Here is a 19018-nt window from a genome sequence, read left to right on the forward strand (position 1 = left end):
ACGATAGCGAGCCGCGGTCAGGTCGTGTAGGCCGAGGGGTCGAACCGGCCGAGCTCCTCGCGGAAGGCGAAGGCGAAGTCGGGCCAGAGCAGCGTGAGTCGCCGGTTGTCGTCCAGGTACCAGCTCTCGCAGCCGCCGTTGGTCCAGACGGTGTCGGCGCTGAGGGCGTCGAGGCGGGCGACGGAGGCGGCCTCGGCCTCGGCGGTGACCTCGAGCCGGTCGGCGCCGGAGACCGCGAGGTGGTCGAGCGCGGCGAGCACGTAGGCGATCTGCGTCTCGATCATGTGCACCGCGGAGTTGTGGCCGAGGCTCGCGTTGGGGCCGTTGACGACGAAGAGGCTCGGGAACCCGTGGACCGCGGTCGACTCGTAGGCGACCATGCCGTCGGCCCAGCGGTCGGCGAGGAGGACGCCGCCGCGGCCGCGGATGCGCCGGGCGAAGGGCGGCCGCGTGGAGTGGAAGCCGGTCGCGAAGACGAGCACGTCGACCCTGTGCGGGACGCCGTCGTCGCCGAGCGCGGCGCCCTCCTCGATGCGCCGGAGCGGACCGGGGACGACGCGGACGTGCGGCTGCGCGAGAGCGGGGTAGTAGTCGTCCGAGAGGAGCACGCGCTTGCAGCCGATCTCGTAGTCCGGAGTCAGCACGGCGCGGAGCGCGGGATCGATGATCTGCGCCTCGAGGTGGCCGAGCGCCTCCGCCCGCAGCCGGTCGATGGCCTCGGGCACGGCGACGCGGCCGGCGAAGCCGAGCTCGGCGCGCCAGAACAGCTCCTCGCGGAGCCTCGCCAGGGCCCCGGGCGCGCGGGAGAGGGTTCGGCGCTCCTCCGGCGGGTACGGGCGGTTCCGGCGGGGGACGACGTACGGGGCCGAGCGCTGGAAGAGCACCACCTCGGCGGCGCGCTCGGCGAGGTGCGGCACGATCTGCACGGCGGAGGCGCCCGAGCCGACGATGCCGATGCGCTTCCCGTCGAGATCGACGTCGTCCCGCCAGCGTGCGGAGTGGAAGGCGGGACCCGCGAACGAATCCAGGCCCGGGACGGCCGGGAGGCGGGGCTCGGAGAGGCGCCCCGCGCAGACGAGGAGGACCGCGGCGGAGTAGTCGCCCCGGGAGGTGCGCACCCGCCAGCGGTGCGCCTCCTCGTCGAAGACCGCCTCGAGCACCTCGGTCCCCAGCCGGAGACGGGGCGCCAGGCCCTCCTTCTCGACGACGCGCTCGAGGTAGGCCTGGATCTCGGCCCCGGGGGCGTAGAACGCCGACCAGTCGGCCTCGGGGGCGAAGGAGTAGGAGTAGAGGTGCGAGGGGATGTCGCAGGAGACCCCGGGGTAGACGTTGTCCCGCCAGGTCCCGCCGATCCGCTCGGCGCGCTCCAGCACGACGAACGAGGTCCCGCCGCGGCGCTCCAGGCGGACCGCGGCTCCGAGCCCGGCGAACCCGGCGCCGATCACGACGACGTCGACGTCCATCAGACCGTCGTCCTCGCCAGGACGCTGCCCGCCGGGTCGCGGTGCGGATCGGCGAGGAAGTGCTCGAGGACGGCGAGGAGCTCGGCGGGCCGCTCGGCGAGCACCGCGTGACCGGCGTCGAGGACGGCGTAGCGGGCGCCGTCGATCGCGCCGAGCAGGGCCTCGGCGCCCTCGACTCCTGCGACGGCGTCGGCGGAGCAGCCGACCACGAGGGCGGGAACCCGGCAGTCCGAGGCGGCCGCAGCGACGTCGGCCCGGGCGGAGGCGGCGAGCATCCGCGCGACGTCGGCGCCCCACGGGGAGGAGGCGGTGGCCGAGCGGACGGCGAGGAGCCGAGCGGCCTCCTCCTGCGCGTCGGGCGGCAGCATCGGCCAGAGGCGCGCCGTGCGGAGGAGGCGCTCCGTCGGGCGCAGCCATCCGGCCACGAGGGCGAGGGCGCGCACCCGCCGATCGCCCGCGGCGAGGGCCACGGCGGCTCCGAGCGAGTGGCCGATCAGGACGGCCTCCTCGGCGCCGAGCGCGTCCAGGGAGGCGCGGACCGCGGCGGGTCCGTCGAGCCAGGGGTCGCCGAGATCGGCGAGTCCGAGCGCGGCGACGCGGTGGCGCCGCGCCAGCATCGGCAGCAGCAGCCCGGTGTCGCTCCGCGCGCCCCGGCCGACGCCGGTCAGCAGCAGGACCGCGCGCGGGCTCTCGGCGCCCGCGGTCAGCAGCCGCACGGTGGCGCTGTCCGACTCGATCCGCTCCTCCCGGACCAGCTCGGCCTGGCGCCGCAGGTACTCGGAGCGGGTCATGACGCCCGGCGGGTCCCGCGGACCGGGAGGCGCATCCGCTGCGGACCCGCCGCTGCGACGGGCTCCGCCCGCAGCGCCCTCTCCGGCGCGACCACGCCGTACGTCGTGGTGCGCTGGCGCCAGCCGCGGCCGATCTCGCCGCTCAGCCGGGCGACGGTCGCGATGTCGAGCGAGCGGTAGGCCTCCGCTCCGGCCTCGGGCCGCAGGGCGCCGTCGAGCAGCAGACCGCCGAGGTCGTCCGCCCCGCCGCGGAGGAGGACCTGCGCCGCGTGCAGTCCGAGCTTGGTCCAGGCGGTCTGCACGTGGGCGATCCGGCCGTGGAGGACGAGCCGTGCGACGGCGTGCACGGCGCGGGTCTCGCGGAGGGTCGGCCCGCCCCGGCTCGCGCGCACCACGGCCGGAGGCGCCTCCGCCGGGACGAAGGGCATCGCGATGAACTCGGTGAAGCCGCCCGTCTCGTCCTGGATCGCCGCGAGCGTGCGCAGGTGCGCGAGCTGCTGCTCGGGGGTCTCGACGTGTCCGTAGACCATGGTCGAGGTGGAGCGGAGGCCGCTGCGGTGCGCGGCCGTGATCGCCTCCCGCCACTCGGCCACGGTCGGGTCCGTCCCCTCGCTCAGGACGGCGCGGACGTCGTCGTCGAGGATGCGGGCGGCGGTCCCCGGGACGGAGTCCACGCCGGCCTCGCGCAGAGCGTCGAGCATCTCGGGCAGGGTTCGGCCCGTGCGCCGGGCGACCTCGAGGATCTCGCCGGGCCGGTAGGCGTGCAGGTGCAGCGAGGGCTGCCGCTGCTTCAGCGTGCGGACGATCAGCAGCAGATCGTCGCCCGGGTGCTCCGGTCCGATCGCGCCCTGGAGGCAGAGCTCGGTGGCGCCGAGCGCGACCGCCTCGTCGGCGAGCTCCTCCAGCCGCTCGACGGTCAGCCCGCCGACTCCCCAGAGCGAGGTGTCGATGTTGCGGTTGACGACGACCGAGACCTCGTCGCCGGCGGCGTCGTGCCGCAGGTCGTCCGCCAGAGCGGAGAGGGCGTCGAGGTCGTCGCCGACGGCTGCGAGCAGGGCGAGGTAGTCGGCGTCCTCGAGACCGGCGGGGTCCGTCTCCGCCCGGGCGAGCACGGCGCCGAGGGCGGGCGCGACCGGTCGGGGCAGGGGGTCGAGCGAGTCGCGGTAGGGCCGGGGGAGGACCGCCGCCGCCTCGTCGGCGAGCCAGGTCCCGCGGTCGGCGAGTGCCTCGACGTAGGGAGCGACGCGCGGATCGATCCAGGTGGCCGAGTCGCGGAGGTACTGCGGGTGGGCGGTCAGCCGCTCGTGCAGCCGGTAGCCGGCCGCCGCGGTGAGCCGCGCGAGGTCGTCGATGTTCGGCCAGGGGCGCTCCGGATTCACGTGATCCGCCGTGAGCGGGCTGACACCGCCCCAGTCGTCGACCCCGGCGCGCAGCAGCAGCCCGAGCTCCTGCTCGTCGGTGAGGTTCGGCGGCGCCTGGATCGTCGCCTCAGCGCCCAGCACGAGGCGCGCGACCGCGACGTTGGCCACGTACTCCTGCAGCTCGAGGTCGACCTCGTTCTGCATGGCCGTCCGCGGCTTCGCGCGGAAGTTCTGGACGATGCACTCCTGCACATGGCCCCACCGCTCGTGGGACTCGCGGATCGCGAAGAGGGCGTCCGCCCGCTCCGCCGCGTTCTCGCCGATGCCCAGCAGCACGCCGGTGGTGAAGGGGATGCGGCTGCGTCCCGCGTCCTCGAGCACGCGCAGGCGCAGCGCCGGGTCCTTGTCCGGGGAGCCGTAGTGCACGCCGCCCTTCTCGGACCAGAGGCGCTCGGCGGTCGTCTCGAGCATCATGCCCATCGAGGGCGCGACCGGGCGGAGCCGCTGCAGCTCGGCCCACGACATCACGCCGGGGTTCAGGTGCGTGACCATGCCCGTCTCGCTCATGACCAGGACGGCCATCGCGCGCACGTACTCGAGCGTCGAGGCGTAGCCGTGCTCGGCGAGCCAGGCGCGGGCGACCGGCCACCGGTCCTCCGGGCGGTCGCCGAGCGTGAACAGGGCCTCCTTGCAGCCCAGCGCGGCACCGGCGCGGGCGACCTCGAGGATCTCCTCCGGCTCCATGAAGGTCGACTCGCGCTTGGCCGCGAGCCCGCCCGGTGTCTCCACGAAGACGCAGTAGTGGCACCGATCGCGGCAGAGCTTGGTCAGCGGGACGAAGACCTTCCGCGAGTAGGTGACGACTCCGGGCCGTCCGCGGCGGGCGAGTCCGTCGTCGCGCAGGCGGCCGGCGGCCTCCAGCAGCAGGTCGAGGTCGTCGCCGCGCGCGCCGAGGAGCTCCTCGGCGGTCTCGCGCGTCAGCGCCTCGCCGCGGTCGAGCCGGGCGAGCAGGGTGGCCGTGGTCATGCGGGAGCGGCCCTTCCGAAGGGGGTCGTGGCGGAGGCGGAGGTCAGAGCGCGCGCAGCCGCGGCGCGAGGTCGCGCTCGAAGGCGTCGAAGAAGCGCTGCTGGTCGTCGCCCGGGGCGTGGAAGACCAGGTGGGTGAAGCCCGCGTCGACGTAGGGCTTGATCTGCGCGACCGTCTCCTCGGGGTCGGAGCCGACGATCCAGCGCTTCGCGACCTGCTCGATCGGCAGCTCGTCGGCGGCGCGCTCCATGTCGACCGGATCGGTCAGCGAGTGCTTCTGCTCCGGCGACAGCGAGAGCGGCGCCCAGAAGCGCGTGTTCTCGAGCGCGAGCGCCGGATCGGGATCGTAGGAGAGCTTGATCTCGATCATGCGGTCGATGGTCGAGGAGTCGCGATCGGCCGCCGCGGCGCCCTCCTCGACGGCGGGGAGCAGCTTCTCGGTGTAGAGCTCCATGCCCTTGCCCGACGTGCAGATGAAGCCGTCGCCCGCGCGGCCGGCGTACTTCGCGACGACGGGGCCGCCCGCCGCGATGTAGACCGGCACGCCGCTCTCGGGCTTGTCGTAGATCGACGCCTCGTGCGTGGAGTAGTACTCGCCGTCGAAGGTGACGCGGTCGCCCGCCCAGAGCGCGCGCATGAGCCGCACGGCCTCGCGCAGGCGGGCGAAGCGCTCCTTGAAGTCGGGCCAGGTCTGCTCGCCCGCGCCCTGGTAGCCGGTGGCGACCTCGTTCAGCGCCTCGCCGGTGCCGACGCCGAGCATGATCCGCTCGGGGTAGAGCACGCCGAGCGTGCCGAACGCCTGGGCGATGACGGCGGGATTGTAGCGGTAGTGCGGGGTCATCACGGAGGTGCCGAGGGTGATGGTGGAGGTGCGCTCACCGGCCGCGGCGAGCCAGGCGAGGGAGAACGGCGCGTGCCCGCCCGTGTGCCGCCATGGCTGGAAGTGGTCCGAGACGACCGCGGTCTCGAAGCCGTGCCGCTCTGCGCCGACCGCGAGCTCGACGAGCTCCCGGGCGCCGAACTGCTCCGCCGATGCCTTGTACCCGAGCGTGATCGTCATCTGCAGCCTTCGTGAGAGGTGGGACGGCCCCCGGAGCGGGAGCGGCCCCTCCATTCTGCGCCCGCCGCGGCGTCCAGCGGGACGGGTGGACGCACCCGGGGGAGGCGTGCCCCGATCCCGTGCTGGGGAGGAGCCTCAGGCCGGCGGAGCGGCGATGTTCACCATCCAGCCGACGCCGTAGCGGTCGACCAGCATCCCGAAGCGGTCGCCCCAGGGTGAGGCGACCAGCGGCTCGACGACCGTGCCGCCCTCGGCCAGGCCGTCCCAGTAGCCGCTCAGCTCGGCGTCGTCGTCGCCGAAGAGCGCGATCGTGATGCGGGCGCCGCTCTCGGCCGGGCTCGAGGAGGGGGAGTCGGAGCCCATCAGGATCATCCCGCTCGGCGTGACGAGCTGGGCGTGCATGATCCGGTCCTGGTCGGCCGGATCCGCGCTCATCCCGAAGTCGCCGAAGCGGCTGGAGCTGAGCTCGCCGCCGAGGACGTCCCGGTAGAACTCCATCGCCTCCTGCGCGGAGCCGTCGAAGCCGATGTAGGGGCTCAGTGAAGTGGGCACGGCACGCCTTTCCGTCGAGGTGCGCCCAGTATCTCCGCGTCCCGACGCGAGCACCAGGGGCGTCCTGCAGAAGGTCCGCCCCCGGCCCTCAGAGCTCGTCGCGGGTGGGCGGGTTCGCGCCGGAGCGGGAGGTCGTGATGCCGGCGACGTGCGCGGCGTGACGGCCGATCGCGTGCAGGGCGGGGCCGTCGAGGAGCATCCCGTTCGCGGCGCCGAGGCCCTGGCGGAACGCCTCGTCGAGGATCGCGCCCATCGCGGAGTCGCCGGCGCCGATCGTGTCCGCCACCACGATCCGGGCGGCGGGCACGGTCACCCGCGTGACGGCCGAGGCCAGCAGCAGTCCCTCCGCGCCGCGGGTGACGACCGCGAGCTGCGACCCGAGGGAGAGCAGCCGGCTGAGGACCTCGTCGAGCTGCATCGTCGGGTAGAGCCACTCCGCGTCCTCGTCGCTGAGCTTCACGACCTCGCACGCGGCGGCGATCCGCTCGAAGCGCGCGAGCGCCTCGGCGTGCGCGCCGACCAGAGCCGGACGGATGTTCGCGTCGACGCTCGCCGTCACTCCGGCGGGCAGAGCCTCGAGGAGCCCGAGCACGGCGGATCCGCCCGGCTCGAGGAAGATCGCGATGGAGCCGGTGTGGACGTGGGAGGCGCCCTCCGGGTCCGCCGCCGGCGGGTTCCAGGAGAGGTCGAAGACGTAGCGGGCCGACCCGTCCGCGGCGAGGACCGCCCGAGCGGTGCTGGTGCGCTCCGAGTCGCCGTGCCGGACCTCCACGCCGGAGGCCTCGAGGTGGGCGCTGATGCGGCGGCCGCGCTCGTCGTCGGCGATGTCGGTGACGAGGGTCGCGGGCCGCCCGAGTCGGGCGAGCGTGAGGGCGACGTTGGCCGGGGAGCCGCCGACGTGCTCCGTGGCGCTGCCGTCGCGCTCGACGATGTCGATCAGCGCCTCGCCGATGACCAGGGTGCGGGAAGCCGGGCTGACGCGCTCGTCGGTGGAGGACATGCCGACATCATGCCGGGTGACGGGGTCGCCCCGCGACGCGCGGGGCCGACCGGCGCGAGCGGCTCGCGTCCCGCCCGCGGTCTCAGACCCGGTCGCGCAGGTCCGCCAGCACCGCGTCCACGGTCGTGATCTCGATCAGCGGCGCGTACAGGGACATGGCGTCGAGCGCGCGCTGGTGGTCGGCCTCGGAGGCGCCCGCGCAGGCGTCCGCGGCGACCCTGACCCGCACTCCGGCGTCCGCGGCCGCCAGCGCCGTCGAGAGCACGCAGCAGTCGGTCGAGACGCCGGTGAGCACGAGCTCGCGGGAGTCGTCGAGCTCGGCCTCGAGCTCGGGCCCCCACTTGCCGAAGGTCGTCGCGGTGATCGTGCGGTGGCCCTCGAACCCGGCCACGAGCTCGTAGAGCCGGTCGCTCTCGGGGACGAGCGCGAACGGCCACTCGCGGTAGTAGGGGATCCACGCGCCGGCGGGCCGCTCCGGGGCGACGAAGCGGGTGGTCACGATCCGCTCGCCGAACGCCGGGAGGAGCCGGCGGGTCCCGTCGGCCGCGCGCTCGAACCCGCCGGATCCCCACGGCGACTCGGCGTCGGCGAAGACGTGCTGCAGGTCGATCGCGACGAGCAGGCTCACGCCGAGGCCTCCTGGCGGTGGACGGCCCCGCGCGAGAGGGCGAGCGTTCCCGCGAAGCCGATCACGAGCGCCACGAGGACGCCGAGGTTGGCGCCGGCCCAGTCGCCGTCGCGGCCGCCGAGCGGGCCGAGGAGGTAGCCCTCCCACTCGAACCCGGGGGAGTAGTTGACCACCAGGCCCCAGCCGACGACCGCGCCGATCAGCACGAGGGCCACGGGGACCGCCGACACGCTGCCGTAGCGGCCCCGGGAGTCGTACAGGGCCTCCTGGTCGTAGTCGCGCCGACGGAGGAGGAGATCGGCGAGGAACACGCCGAGCCAGGCCGCGATCGGCACGCCGAGGGTGATCAGGAAGCCCTGGAACGGGCCGAGGAAGTCGCCCGCGACGAACACGACGTAGACCGCTCCGAGGACCATCAGCACGCCGTCGATCCCTGCGGCCACCGGCCGCGAGACCTTGAGCCCCGTGCTGAGCAGTGCCAGGCCCGAGGAGTAGATGTCCATCACGGCCCCGCCGATCAGGCCGAGCAGCGCGACGACGATGAAGGGGAGCAGGAACCAGGTCGGCAGGATCCCGGCGAGGGCTCCGATCGGGTCCGCGGCGATCGCGTCCGAGAGCTCCTGCGAGGAGCCGGCCAGCAGCAGGCCGACCACCACCAGCACGACAGGCGCGACCGCTCCGCCGATCGTCGTCCACGCGATCACTCCGCTCGTGCGGGCACCGCGGGGGAGGTAGCGGGAGTAGTCGGCCGCGGCGTTCACCCAGCCCAGCCCGAAGCCGGTCATCATGAACACGAGCCCGCCGATGACCGCGGCGGCCGAGCCCGCGGGCAGGGCGCCGACGGCGGCGAGGTCGATCCGGTCGAGGACGAGCACGACGTAGACCACGGTCAGCACGGCGGTCGCGACGGTGATCGCGAGCTGGAGCCGCATGATCAGGCGGAAGCCCGCGATCCCGGCGATCACGATGAGCGCGGCGACCACGATCAGCGCGACCACCTTGGTGAGCACGCCCCCGTCCCAGCCGAACTCCTCGAACACCGTCGCCGTCGCGAGCACCGCGAGGGAGGCCAGCACCGTCTCCCAGCCCACCGTGAGCAGCCAGGAGATCACCGAGATCAGGCGGTTGCCGTCGACCCCGAAGGCCGCCCGGCTGAGCACCATCGTGGGGGCGGAGCCGCGCTTGCCGGCGACGGCGACCAGACCGCAGAAGAGGAACGAGACGACGATCCCGATCACGCTGACGAGCGTCGCCTGTCCGAAGGAGAGGCCGAAGCCGAGGAGGAAGGAGCCGTAGCTCAGCCCGAGCACGGACACGTTCGCGGCGAACCACGGCCAGAAGAGGTCGCGAGGGCGGCCGTGCCGCTCCGACTCCTGGATCGTGTCGAGGCCGTTGAGCTCGATGCCGCTTGCGGGGCGGGTGCTCGGACGATCGGGGGAGGTCATCGCGTCCTCGTTCTCACGGGTGCCGGCCCTGCGCCGGAGCTGTGACGAACCTACAGCGCCCCGCGCTCGAACAGCAGCCGGAGCGATTCGAGGTCGTCCGCGACCCGCGCGCAGTCCTCGTCCCAGTCGTCGAGGCTCATCCCGGGGCGCCGCCGCACGGTGAAGGCCACCTCGGCGCCGTCCCCGTTCACGAGCACCCGGAGCGGATTGTCCACCACCGTCCCGTCGGGGAGCGTGACCTCGTGGTCCGCGACGCCGAACGGGTTCTGCGGGGCGAAGCGCACCTCGACCCGGCCCATCGGCGAGTCGGCGAACCAGCGTCCGTCGAACTGCTCGAGCGCGGAGGAGGCGAGGCCCGCGGCCCACCGCGGGAGGTTCGCCGGGTCGGAGACGAAGGCGTACACCTCCGCGGCCGGAGCCTCGATCACGACGCCCACGGGGCGCGATTCGTACAGGGTCATCCGCTCGTCCTTCCTCTGCAGCCGGTCAGTGCTCGTCGCCGAAGCTGGCGACCAGCAGCGCGGCCAGCGCCGTCCGCTCCAGCATGCCCTCGATGCCGATCGCCTCGCTGCGCGCGTGCGCACCCTCGCCCGGGGCGCCGAGCCCGTCGAGGACCGGCAGGCCCAGCGCGGCGACGAGGTTGCCGTCGCTCGCCCCGCCGACCGCGATCTCGCGGAGGGGGACGTCGATCCGCTTCGCGACCCGCTCGGCCCTGCGGTAGAGCGCGGCGACGGAGGCGGTCCGCTCGAAGACGGGCCGCTCCCAGGAGCCGCGCACCTCCAGCCGGATGCGCGGGTCGGCGGCGGCGAGCGCGTCGAGCTCGGCCTCGACGCGGGCGGCCTCGGCGGATCCGCGGATCCGCGCCTCCAGCTCCAGGCGCACGCGGGCCGTCGTCACGTTGACCCGCGAGCCGCCGGAGACCACTCCGATGTTGACCGAGGTGCCCTCCTCCTCCCGCGCGATCGCCAGCACCCGCGGGATCAGCGAGCCGAGCTCGTGGATCGCGCTCGCCCCCTTCTCCGGCTCGACCCCGGCGTGCGCCTCGACTCCGACCACGTCGATCACGAAGCGCCCGATGCCCTTGCGCGCCGTCTTGACCGCGTCGCCGATCGCGCCCTCGAACACCAGGACCGCGTCGGCGCCCGCGCACTGCCGCTCCAGGAACGGGCGGGAGGCGGCGCTGCCGATCTCCTCGTCCCCGCTCATCACCAGGCGGACGGCCGGATGCGGGACGCCGGCGTGGCGGAGCGCGGCCACCAGCCACACCATCTGCACCAGCCCGGCCTTCATGTCGTAGCTGCCCGGTCCGCTCAGGCGGTCGCCGTCGACGGCGAAGGGCCAGGAGCGGGTCGTGCCCAGGGGCCACACCGTGTCGTAGTGGCCGAGCAGCGCCACGAACGGACGCGTGCCCCGGTGCGGTCTCGCGCCGCCGCTCGCCGGGACGGTCCAGCTGGTCGCGGTCGGAGCGTCCTGCGCACGCCGGTGCTGCACGTCGGCGTCGTGCCCGAGCCGCTCTCCCACCCAGTGCACGAGGAAGGCGTGCAGCTCGCCGAGCGCCTCGAGGGAGTCGCTGGGGCTCTCGATCATCACGAGGTGCCGGACGTCGTCGAGCATCCGCGAGCGGTTGTCGCGGAGGAAGGAGCGCACGCGGGCGGCGTCGTCGGCATCGGGGAAGGTCATCGACTCCGGAGTACCAGAGTGCGGCCGCTCGCGCGAACCGGCTGAACCGTTCGGGCCCCCGTTACGTTGGTGCAGGAAGAGGTGGAGATGTCCGAGGATCAGGCCCAGATGCTGCGTGCGCTGCACGACGAGCACGCCAGCGCGCTCTGGCGGTTCGTGCTGCGCCTGACCGGCGACCGCCAGATGGCGGAGGACGTCGTGCAGGAGGCGCTGCTGCGCGCCTGGAAGCACCCCGAGATCCTCGCCCAGGGCGAGGCCGCCGCCCGCTCCTGGCTCTACACCGTGGCCCGGAACCTCGTCATCGACGACCGCCGCAGCGCCCGCTACGCCCGGGAGCTGGGCACGGACGAGGTCCCCGAGCGCCCGACCACCGACCGCACCGACCAGGTGCTCGACGCCTGGCTGCTCTCGGACGCGCTCAGCGGACTGAGCCACGACCACCGCGCCGTCATCGTGCACGCCTACTACGGCGGCCGCACGGTCACCGAGATCGCCGCGCTGCTGGGGATCGCCCCGGGCACCGTCAAGTCTCGGATGCACTACGGGATGCGGGCCCTCAAGCTCGCACTGCAGGAGCGGGGGGTGACGGAGCTGTGAACCGCGACCCCTCCTCCGACGACCGGCACGACGACCCCTTCCGCGACTGGGACGCCGCGTACCTCCTCGGATCCCTGACCGCCGCCGACCGCCGCGAGTACGAGCTGCACCTGCGCGCCTGCCCCGGCTGCCGCGAGTCCCTCGCCGAGTTCGTCCCGCTGCCGGGCCTGCTGGCCCACCTGCCCCAGGACGAGGCGATGCGCCTGGTCGAGGAGCCGGAGGCTGCCGGCGATCCGGCTCCGGCGGCACTGCTGACCCGCCTCGCCGCGGCCACCGACTCCGTCCGCCGCCGGACGCGGCTGCGCATCGCGGGCCTGGTGCTCGCCGCCGCGGGCGTCTCGGCCGCCGCCGCCGTCGCCCTGCCGCTCGCGATCGGCCCGTCCCTCGCCCCCGTCGAGACCGTCGGCTCGACCGTCTCGCTCGCCGCGGCTCCGGGCGTCCCCGTCGAGGCCTCCGTGCGGTTCGTGCCGCAGCAGTGGGGCACGCGGATCGATATGGACTGCAGCTGGGCCGACACGGCCGAGCAGTACGCGGGCTCGGCCGGCTACGTCCTCTACGTCACGGACACCTCAGGCGGCACCGAGGCCGTCGGATCGTGGACGAGCGCGCCGGGGACGACGATGGAGCCCAGCCTCGCCACCGGGCTCCCGCTCTCCGAGATCGCCTCGGTCGAGGTGCGGCTGCAGGGATCGGACACCGTCGTGCTCACCGGCCGCCCCTGAGCGGGCCGCCGGATTCCCAGGTGCGCGCGCGGCGGACTGAGTAGCTTCTCAGTCATGACGATCGCGACCCTCGCCCTCGCCCCCGCCTCCGTGGCGACCGCCTCCTCCTCCGACAGCATCGACGAGCTCTCCGGGCTCGTCGGCGTCGCCGCGCGGGTGATCGCCGCGCTCGGAGAGGCGGGCGTCGGCCTGCTGACGCTGATCGAGACGGTGTTCCCGCCGATCCCGAGCGAGCTCGTGCTGCCGCTGGCCGGCTTCCTCGCCCAGCAGGGCCGGATGAACCTGGTGCTGGTCGTGATCACGGCGACCCTCGGCGCCTACCTCGGCGGCCTGATCCTCTACGCGCTCGGCCACCGCATCGGCACGGAGCGCTCGATCCGCCTGCTCTCCAAGCTCCCTCTGGTCGACCGCGAGGACTTCGAGAAGGCGGTCGGCTGGTTCCGCCGGCACGGCACCTGGGCGGTCCTCTTCGGTCGCCTCATCCCGGGCGTGCGCAGCCTCATCTCGCTCCCCGCAGGGGCCGAGCGGATGAACCTGCTGCTGTTCTCGGGACTGACGATCCTCGGCTCCGGCGTCTGGAACGGCCTGCTGATCGGCCTCGGCGCGGCCCTCGGCACGCAGTACGAGCTCGTCGACCAGTACGCCGGCGTGCTCGACGCGATCATCTACAGCGCGTTCGGCGTGCTGCTGCTCGCGCTCGTTGTGCGCCGCGTGCGGCGGCACCGTGCCGCGGCGCGCACCGGATCGCGCCACTGACCTTCGTCCTCGGGCGGGCGGGCGCAAGGCCCCGCGCCACCCCGCCCCGGTGCCCTAACGTTCGAGGGGTCCGCACTCCCGACGCGAAGGAACGCCATGTCCGAGACCGCCGCGCCCACGATGTCCCGCACCTCCGTCGAGCGCTGGTGGATCATCGCCGTCTCGCTGATCGCGATCGTGCTCGGCGTCATCGCCGTCCTGATCCCCGGCCCGACGCTGCTGACCGTCGCCATCGTCTTCGGCATCCACCTGATCGCCGCGGGCGTCTTCCGCCTGCTGCTGGCCTTCACCGCCTCGCGGCTCGATGCCCGGGTGCGCTGGCTCGCGGGCCTGCTCGGCGCCCTGATCCTGGTCGCGGGCATCCTGTGCCTGTCGAACCCGTTCGAGTCGCTGAGCGTCCTGGGCCTCGTGATCGGCGCGGGCTGGATCCTCGACGGCGTCTCGAGCATCACCAGCGGCCGCACCGTCGCCGGCCCCGCGTGGCTGCCGATCGCGGCAGGGATCGCCTCGGTCATCGCGGGCGTCCTGACGATCATCATGCCCGTGCTGGCGCTGGCCTCCTTCGTGACGGTCGCGGCCATCCTGCTGATCGTCGTGGGCGTCTCGGGCCTGCTCCTGCTCCCGGGCCGCACGAAGCGCCCCGAGAGCGCCGAGGCGTAGACCGCGCGGATGGCCGATCCCGATCTCGTCCCCGAGCTGCTCGTCGCCGACCTCGACCGGAGCCTGGGATTCTGGTGCGGTCCCTGCGGGTTCCGGATCCACTACGCCCGGCCCGAGGAGGGCTTCGCGTACCTGGTCCTAGGCTCCGCGCACGTGATGCTCGAAGAGGCGGGGCGGGGCCGCAACTGGATCGCTGCACCGCTGGAGCGCCCGCTCGGCCGGGGGATGAACCTGCAGCTGCACGTCGACGACGCCGACCGGACGGCAGCGGCGCTCGCCGAGGCCGGGACGCCGCTGTTCTCGCCGCTCGAGACCCGCTGGTACCGGGTCGGAGCGGAGGAGGCGGGCGTCCGTCAGCTGGTGGTGGCCGATCCGGACGGGTACCTGCTGCGGTTCCAGTCGTCGCTCGGACGCCGACCGGCTCGAGCGGACGTCCCCGTCGCTCCCTGACCGGCCGACCGCGCCACCATCCGCTCGGCTCAGGACGTCATGCCAGCGAGTGACGACCGTGACACCGCGCGGCTGGTTCCCTCGAGACATGACGCAGCACCCCGCCACCGCGACCCTCCCGCAGGTCTCGGCCGCCGCCCTCTCCGAGCCCGCGATCGAGCAGGCCGCCTCGGCGGAGCACGAGCCCCTCGTCCGTCCGGCAGACCTGGTGTCGGCGCTCACGGGCGTCGCGCTCTGCTTCTTCTCCCTCTTCGTCTACGCCATCGCGCACTGGCAGTACTTCGGCACGGACGTCGACGAGGTGAGCGTCCTCGGCTGGCTCGCGCCGCTGATCGCCGGCGTGGCCTGCCTGCTGTCGGCCGTCGTGTCCGTCGGGGTCCGCGCCTCCGGGCGCCGCGCCGAGCGGACCGCGGCATGATCCCCGTCCTCGCCGGGCCCGGCCTCGAGGCCGCGGAGCAGCTCCTCGTCCGCGCCGGATGCCTCCGCCCCGAGCACCCGTGGGCGGCCGGTGCCGCCACGGAGGCCTCGCCGCGGATCGACTTCGCCGTCCTCGCCGAGCAGGCGTGCCTCCTCGACCTCTCGGAGGAGGCGGTCGCGCGCATCGCCGTGTCGCTCGCCACCGGCCGCCCCGTCGATCTGCGGAGCGCCTTCGGGCATCTCACGCGCGACCACGCCCGGCTCGTCATGACCGCGGTCGCCGCGGCCGCCGGGCACGACCGCGTGAGCAGCCGGATCCGCGTGGTCGGCGACGAGCGCCGGGTCGAGACGGCGCCGCCCCTGGCCGTCTGGCCCTCCTGACCCCCGCCCGCCCCGATCGGGCGGGCGCGCTCGCCGATCCGACCCGGCGCTCCGCGTGCCTCCGATGCTCCAGGCAGGTGAGCCGTTCGGAGGTGCCGTGCCGCCGACCCGCGTCGCTACGGCCTTTCGGAGGTGCCCGGTTTAGGGTGTCCGTGTGCAACGAGTCGACGATTTCCCAGGAGCCGGACCGGTGGCGACCTCACCCGAATCCGGTGACCAGGGGGAGGCGTCCGCGCATCGGCTCTCCCCGACGGCGACCTCTCCCGTGCAGGTGACGAGCGGCGAGGCCGGCTACCAGGGCGGCAACGTGGCCGATCCGGTGTGGCAGTCGTGGCGCGACGAGCTCGCCAAGGTCGGCGGTCCGTCGCCCCTGCTCCACTTCGTGGACTCGCCCCGGACGCGCATCGAGCTCTCGACCACGCACCCCGGCGGGCTGCCCCCGTTCATCTCGGGCAAGACGACGCTCCTCTCCTCGCTCATCCGCGACGAGCTCGCCCTGCGCACCGCGAAGAACGCCGCGGGTGCGATCACCGACAAGGGGATCGAGCTGCGCTCGGTCCGCGGCATCGAGGGCGTCCACCTCGCCATCGGCCTCGCCCAGTGGCGCGCCGGCGACACGGAGTTCACCGCACCCGTGCTCCTGCGCCCGCTCGCCATCCGCCGCTACGGCCGCGACTTCGAGCTCAAGCTCAAGGGCCAGCCCTACTTCAATCCGCAGCTCGCGCGCGCCCTCAAGCAGCAGTTCGGCATCACGATCGACCCCGAGCAGTTCGTCGAGCTGGCCGTGCAGAACGGCGTCTTCAAGCCGCAGCCGGTCATCGACCAGCTGCGCGGCCTGACCTCGCACCTGCCGTGGTTCGCCGTGCACCCGCGCCTCGTGGTCTCGAGCTTCGCCGACGTGGCGGGCGACATGCTCCGCGACGCCCGGATGCTCGAGCACCCCGTCCTCGACGCCGTCGCCGGGAACCCGGCCGCCAAGCGGGCGCTGCAGCAGTCGCAGAAGGTGGCGTCGATCATCCCGCAGGACGAGCGTCCTCCGGCGACCGACAACCTCCTCCTCGACGCGGACGCCGAGCAGGAGCAGGTGATCGCGAACATCGCGGCCGGCAACTCGCTCGTCGTGAAGACCCTCCCCGGCACGGGCGGCACCCAGACCATCGTCAACGCGATCGGCGCCCTGGCCGCCCAGCACAAGCGCGTGCTGGTCGTCAGCGCCCGCCGGTCGAGCCTCGACAGCATCCACCAGCGCCTGCTCTCGGCGGGCCTGGGCGGCATCGCGGTCGGGCCCCGCACGCTCCGCCGCGACCTCATCCAGTCGATCGGCCGCAACGAGAAGGCCGCGCGCCCCTCCGTCAGCGAGATCGACGACGCCCTACTCCGGCTGCGGAAGGTGCTGCTCGACTACCGCGGCGCGCTCTCCCGGCGCGACGAGAGCTTCGGCGTCTCGGCGCTGCAGGCCCTCGAGGAGCTCGCCCGCCTCTCGCAGCTGCGGACGCCCCCGTCGACCGCCGCCCGCCTCGACCGCCGCTCCGTCACCGCTCTCGCGCACAGCCGCCCCGAGGCGACCCGGATGCTGATCGAGTCGGCGCGCCTGGGCGAGTTCCGCTACGGCCCGGGCGACTCGCCCTGGTACGGGGCCCAGTTCGACTCCACCGCCGACGCCGAGATCGCCCACGAGCTGGCCAAGCGACTGCACCTGCGCGACCTGCCGCGCCTGCTCGACCGCGCCCAGGACGTCATCGGCCAGACGCGGATGCGCCCGTTCGAGTCGGTCGCCGAGCTCGGCATCTACCTGCGCCTGCTGCAGGACGTCCGCGAGACGCTGGACAAGTTCCAGCCGGCCGTCTTCGACCGCTCTATCCAGGACCTCATCGTCGCCACCTCGCCGCGCCGCGAGGCAGCCGAGATGTCGTCCACCAACCGCCGGCGCCTGAAGAAGCTCGCGCGCGAGTACCTGCGTCCCGGCGCGCACGTCACCGACCTCAACGCGGCGCTCCGCCGGGTGCAGCAGCAGCGGACGCTGTGGCAGCGCTACGCGGTCGCCGGCACGATCCCCGAGGTCCCGGTCGGCGTCGCCGACGTGCAGGTGGCCTACCAGCAGGTGACCGACCAGCTGAGCCGTCTCGACGAGCCGCTCGGCCGCCGCGGGACGAACCTGCAGCTCGCCTCGCTCCCTCTCGCCGAGCTGGCCTCGATGGTGTCCGGCCTCGCCGAGGACAGCGAGGTGCTGGCCAACCTCCAGGAGCGGACGACCCTCCTCGCCACCCTGCGCGACTGGGGCCTGGACCCGCTGCTCACCGACCTCTCGCGCCGCCACGTGCCGGCCGAGCTGGTCGCGGGCGAGCTGGACCTGGCCTGGTGGCGCTCGGCGCTCGAGATCATGCTGACCGACGAGCGTGCGCTGCTCGGCGGCAACACGAGCGTGCTCGACCGGCTCGAGGCCGACTTCAAGCTCGTCGACGAGGCGCACGCCGCCTCGAGCGCCGAGCTGCTGGCCTGGAAGCTCTCCGAGACCTGGAAGATCGGGCTCGTCGACTGGCCGCAGGAGCGCGACGCGCTGCGCGCGCTGCTGCGCACCGAGGCGGCGACGACCCCTCAGGAGCTGCAGAAGGCCGCTCCGCACCTCTCGCGCGTGCTCGCTCCGGCCTGGCTCGCCTCGCCGTACGAAGTGCACCGCATCGGCACCGAGACGACCTTCGACGCGGTGTTCCTCGTCGACGCCGGGGCGACCACGCTGGCCGAGAACGTCGGAGCGATCCGCCGGGCCAAGCAGGTCGTCGCGTTCGGCGACCCGGTCACGCAGACCCCCACTCCCTTCGGCCTGCGCGTCGACGAGACGCCGGAGTTCGGCTCCACCGCCTCGCGGACCGACGTGGAGGCGCTGCACGCCCAGTCGGCGCTCGCCCGACTCGGCGAGCTGCTCAACACCGTCACGCTCACCCGCAGCTACCGCGCGGGCGGCGAGGACCTGGCCGAGCTGGTCAACCGCCGCTTCTACGGCGGCCGCATCGACTCGCTGCCCTGGGCCGGCTCGTTCCTCGGACACGACTCGCTCCGCTTCCACTACATCGCGAGCGGGCACGGCATGCCCGAGAACGACTCCGGAGCCGTCGAGTCCGTCGACGCCGAGGTCGCGAAGGTGGTCGAGCTGGTGCTCGAGCACGCGGTGATCCGTCCGCGCGAGTCGCTGATGGTCATCACCGCGAGTCCTCGCCACGCCGTGCGGGTGCAGCAGGCGGTGCTGACGGCCTTCGCCAAGCGCACCGACCTGAGCGACTTCATCCTCGGCGACCGTCCCGAGCCCTTCGCCGTCGTGACGCTGGAGCAGTCGGTCGCGCAGAGCCGCGACCGCGTCATCTTCTCGATCGGCTACGGCCGGACGCCCCACGGCCGCCTGCTGTCGAACTTCGGCGCTCTCGCGGAGCCGGGCGGAGAGCGCCTGCTGGCGGTCGGGATGACCCGTGCCCGCCGCTCGATGGACATCGTCTCGTGCTTCCGCCCGGGCGACATCGACGAGTCGCGCATGCGCTACGGCATGGTCGCCCTCGCGCAGGTGCTGCAGGAGGCGGAGGACCGCGTCCAGCCGAGCGACCGCGACGACTACTCGGAGCCGATGCTGGTGGATCTCGCCGCGCGCCTCGAGCGCCGCGGACTCCGGGTCAACATCGGGCACAAGGGCAAGCTGGCCCTCGTCGCCGCGCACGGGACCCGTGCCGTGGTGGTCGAGACCGACCGCGACGTGAGCACGCAGAGCCTGCGCGTGTCGCTGCGCCTGCGTCCGGAGCTGCTGCGCCGGCTGGGCTGGCACTACCTGCGGGTGCACAACTTCGAGCTGTTCGCCGACCCCGAGGCCGTGGCCGCGCGGGTGGCCGGGCTGATCGGTGCGACCGCGGGGGAGGAGCAGACCGCTGCTCCCGCCGCCGGCGAGGCTCCTGCTCCCACCGCTGCTGCTCCCGCCGCTCCTGCTGCCGCCGCCGCTCCGGCGTCGGGGGAGACGCAGCCCGTCGAGCCGCTGCCGCGCGACTGATC

18 protein-coding genes are annotated in these 19018 nt (G+C 73.8%); 8 read left to right on the forward strand and 10 right to left on the reverse strand.

All coding sequences use genetic code 11. From position 1 onward, the window contains the following. Positions 1–17: 17 nt before the first annotated feature. The 10 genes from C5D50_RS08855 to C5D50_RS08900 all read right to left on the reverse strand — a co-directional run bounded on the left by C5D50_RS08855 (position 18) and on the right by C5D50_RS08900 (position 11006). A complete protein-coding gene (locus C5D50_RS08855) occupies positions 18–1463 on the reverse strand; it encodes an NAD(P)/FAD-dependent oxidoreductase (RefSeq protein ID WP_104283306.1) in 1446 nt (481 codons plus the stop codon). Further along, a complete protein-coding gene (locus C5D50_RS08860) occupies positions 1463–2254 on the reverse strand; it encodes an alpha/beta fold hydrolase (RefSeq protein ID WP_104283307.1) in 792 nt (263 codons plus the stop codon). The genes C5D50_RS08855 and C5D50_RS08860 overlap by 1 nt, the downstream gene beginning before the upstream one ends. Then, complete coding sequence (gene cofG / locus C5D50_RS08865) at positions 2251–4641, reverse strand: 7,8-didemethyl-8-hydroxy-5-deazariboflavin synthase CofG (RefSeq protein ID WP_104283308.1); 2391 nt, start codon at positions 4639–4641, stop codon at positions 2251–2253. The genes C5D50_RS08860 and cofG overlap by 4 nt, the downstream gene beginning before the upstream one ends. A gap of 43 nt (positions 4642–4684) precedes the next feature. Further along, positions 4685–5701 (reverse strand): glucose-6-phosphate dehydrogenase (coenzyme-F420), encoded by a 1017-nt coding sequence (gene fgd, locus C5D50_RS08870; RefSeq protein ID WP_181067747.1) that lies wholly within the window; start codon positions 5699–5701, stop codon positions 4685–4687. A gap of 135 nt (positions 5702–5836) precedes the next feature. Then, positions 5837–6253 carry a VOC family protein gene (locus C5D50_RS08875; RefSeq protein ID WP_104246718.1) on the reverse strand — a complete coding sequence of 139 codons (417 nt, stop codon included), beginning with the start codon at positions 6251–6253 and terminating at the stop codon, positions 5837–5839. Positions 6254–6341: 88 nt separating this feature from the next. Further along, positions 6342–7253 (reverse strand): carbohydrate kinase, encoded by a 912-nt coding sequence (locus C5D50_RS08880; protein ID WP_104225065.1) that lies wholly within the window; start codon positions 7251–7253, stop codon positions 6342–6344. Positions 7254–7335: 82 nt separating this feature from the next. Beyond that, positions 7336–7881, reverse strand: coding sequence for a cysteine hydrolase family protein (locus tag C5D50_RS08885; protein ID WP_104288989.1), 546 nt, complete (start codon positions 7879–7881; stop codon positions 7336–7338). Then, positions 7878–9326, reverse strand: coding sequence for a cytosine permease (locus C5D50_RS08890; RefSeq protein ID WP_104283310.1), 1449 nt, complete (start codon positions 9324–9326; stop codon positions 7878–7880). Before C5D50_RS08890 ends, C5D50_RS08885 begins: the two co-directional genes overlap by 4 nt. 50 nt (positions 9327–9376) lie before the next feature. Then, a complete protein-coding gene (locus C5D50_RS08895; protein WP_104283311.1) occupies positions 9377–9787 on the reverse strand; it encodes an SRPBCC family protein in 411 nt (136 codons plus the stop codon). A 25-nt stretch (positions 9788–9812) separates the two neighbouring features. After that, positions 9813–11006 (reverse strand): M20/M25/M40 family metallo-hydrolase, encoded by a 1194-nt coding sequence (locus tag C5D50_RS08900; protein ID WP_104225069.1) that lies wholly within the window; start codon positions 11004–11006, stop codon positions 9813–9815. Between the two features lie 87 nt (positions 11007–11093). On the opposite strand from C5D50_RS08900, the gene C5D50_RS08905 reads away from it, so the two are divergent. The 8 genes from C5D50_RS08905 (at position 11094) to C5D50_RS08940 (ending at position 19016) form a co-directional block, all read left to right on the forward strand. After that, positions 11094–11603 carry a sigma-70 family RNA polymerase sigma factor gene (locus C5D50_RS08905; RefSeq protein ID WP_104283312.1) on the forward strand — a complete coding sequence of 170 codons (510 nt, stop codon included), beginning with the start codon at positions 11094–11096 and terminating at the stop codon, positions 11601–11603. Continuing rightward, positions 11600–12325: an anti-sigma factor gene (locus C5D50_RS08910; protein WP_104232863.1), complete on the forward strand. Its 726-nt coding sequence runs from the start codon at positions 11600–11602 to the stop codon at positions 12323–12325. The genes C5D50_RS08905 and C5D50_RS08910 overlap by 4 nt, the downstream gene beginning before the upstream one ends. 54 nt (positions 12326–12379) lie before the next feature. Further along, positions 12380–13081, forward strand: coding sequence for a DedA family protein (locus C5D50_RS08915; RefSeq protein ID WP_104225072.1), 702 nt, complete (start codon positions 12380–12382; stop codon positions 13079–13081). A gap of 96 nt (positions 13082–13177) precedes the next feature. Next, complete coding sequence (locus C5D50_RS08920) at positions 13178–13741, forward strand: HdeD family acid-resistance protein (RefSeq protein WP_104225073.1); 564 nt, start codon at positions 13178–13180, stop codon at positions 13739–13741. 9 nt (positions 13742–13750) lie between these two features. Then, the gene (locus tag C5D50_RS08925; protein ID WP_104225074.1) at positions 13751–14191 is read left to right on the forward strand and encodes a VOC family protein; all 441 of its coding nucleotides are present in this window, start codon (positions 13751–13753) and stop codon (positions 14189–14191) included. A gap of 88 nt (positions 14192–14279) precedes the next feature. Continuing rightward, positions 14280–14609: a hypothetical protein gene (locus C5D50_RS08930; RefSeq protein WP_104283313.1), complete on the forward strand. Its 330-nt coding sequence runs from the start codon at positions 14280–14282 to the stop codon at positions 14607–14609. After that, the gene (locus C5D50_RS08935; RefSeq protein ID WP_104283314.1) at positions 14606–14989 is read left to right on the forward strand and encodes a hypothetical protein; all 384 of its coding nucleotides are present in this window, start codon (positions 14606–14608) and stop codon (positions 14987–14989) included. Before C5D50_RS08930 ends, C5D50_RS08935 begins: the two co-directional genes overlap by 4 nt. Before the next feature lie 190 nt (positions 14990–15179). After that, the gene (locus tag C5D50_RS08940) at positions 15180–19016 is read left to right on the forward strand and encodes a DEAD/DEAH box helicase (protein ID WP_374954349.1); all 3837 of its coding nucleotides are present in this window, start codon (positions 15180–15182) and stop codon (positions 19014–19016) included. The last annotated feature ends 2 nt before the right edge of the window (positions 19017–19018 follow it).

Origin of the sequence: Rathayibacter sp. RFBD1, from assembly GCF_002932915.1 — a bacterium.
Lineage (GTDB): Bacteria > Actinomycetota > Actinomycetes > Actinomycetales > Microbacteriaceae > Rathayibacter.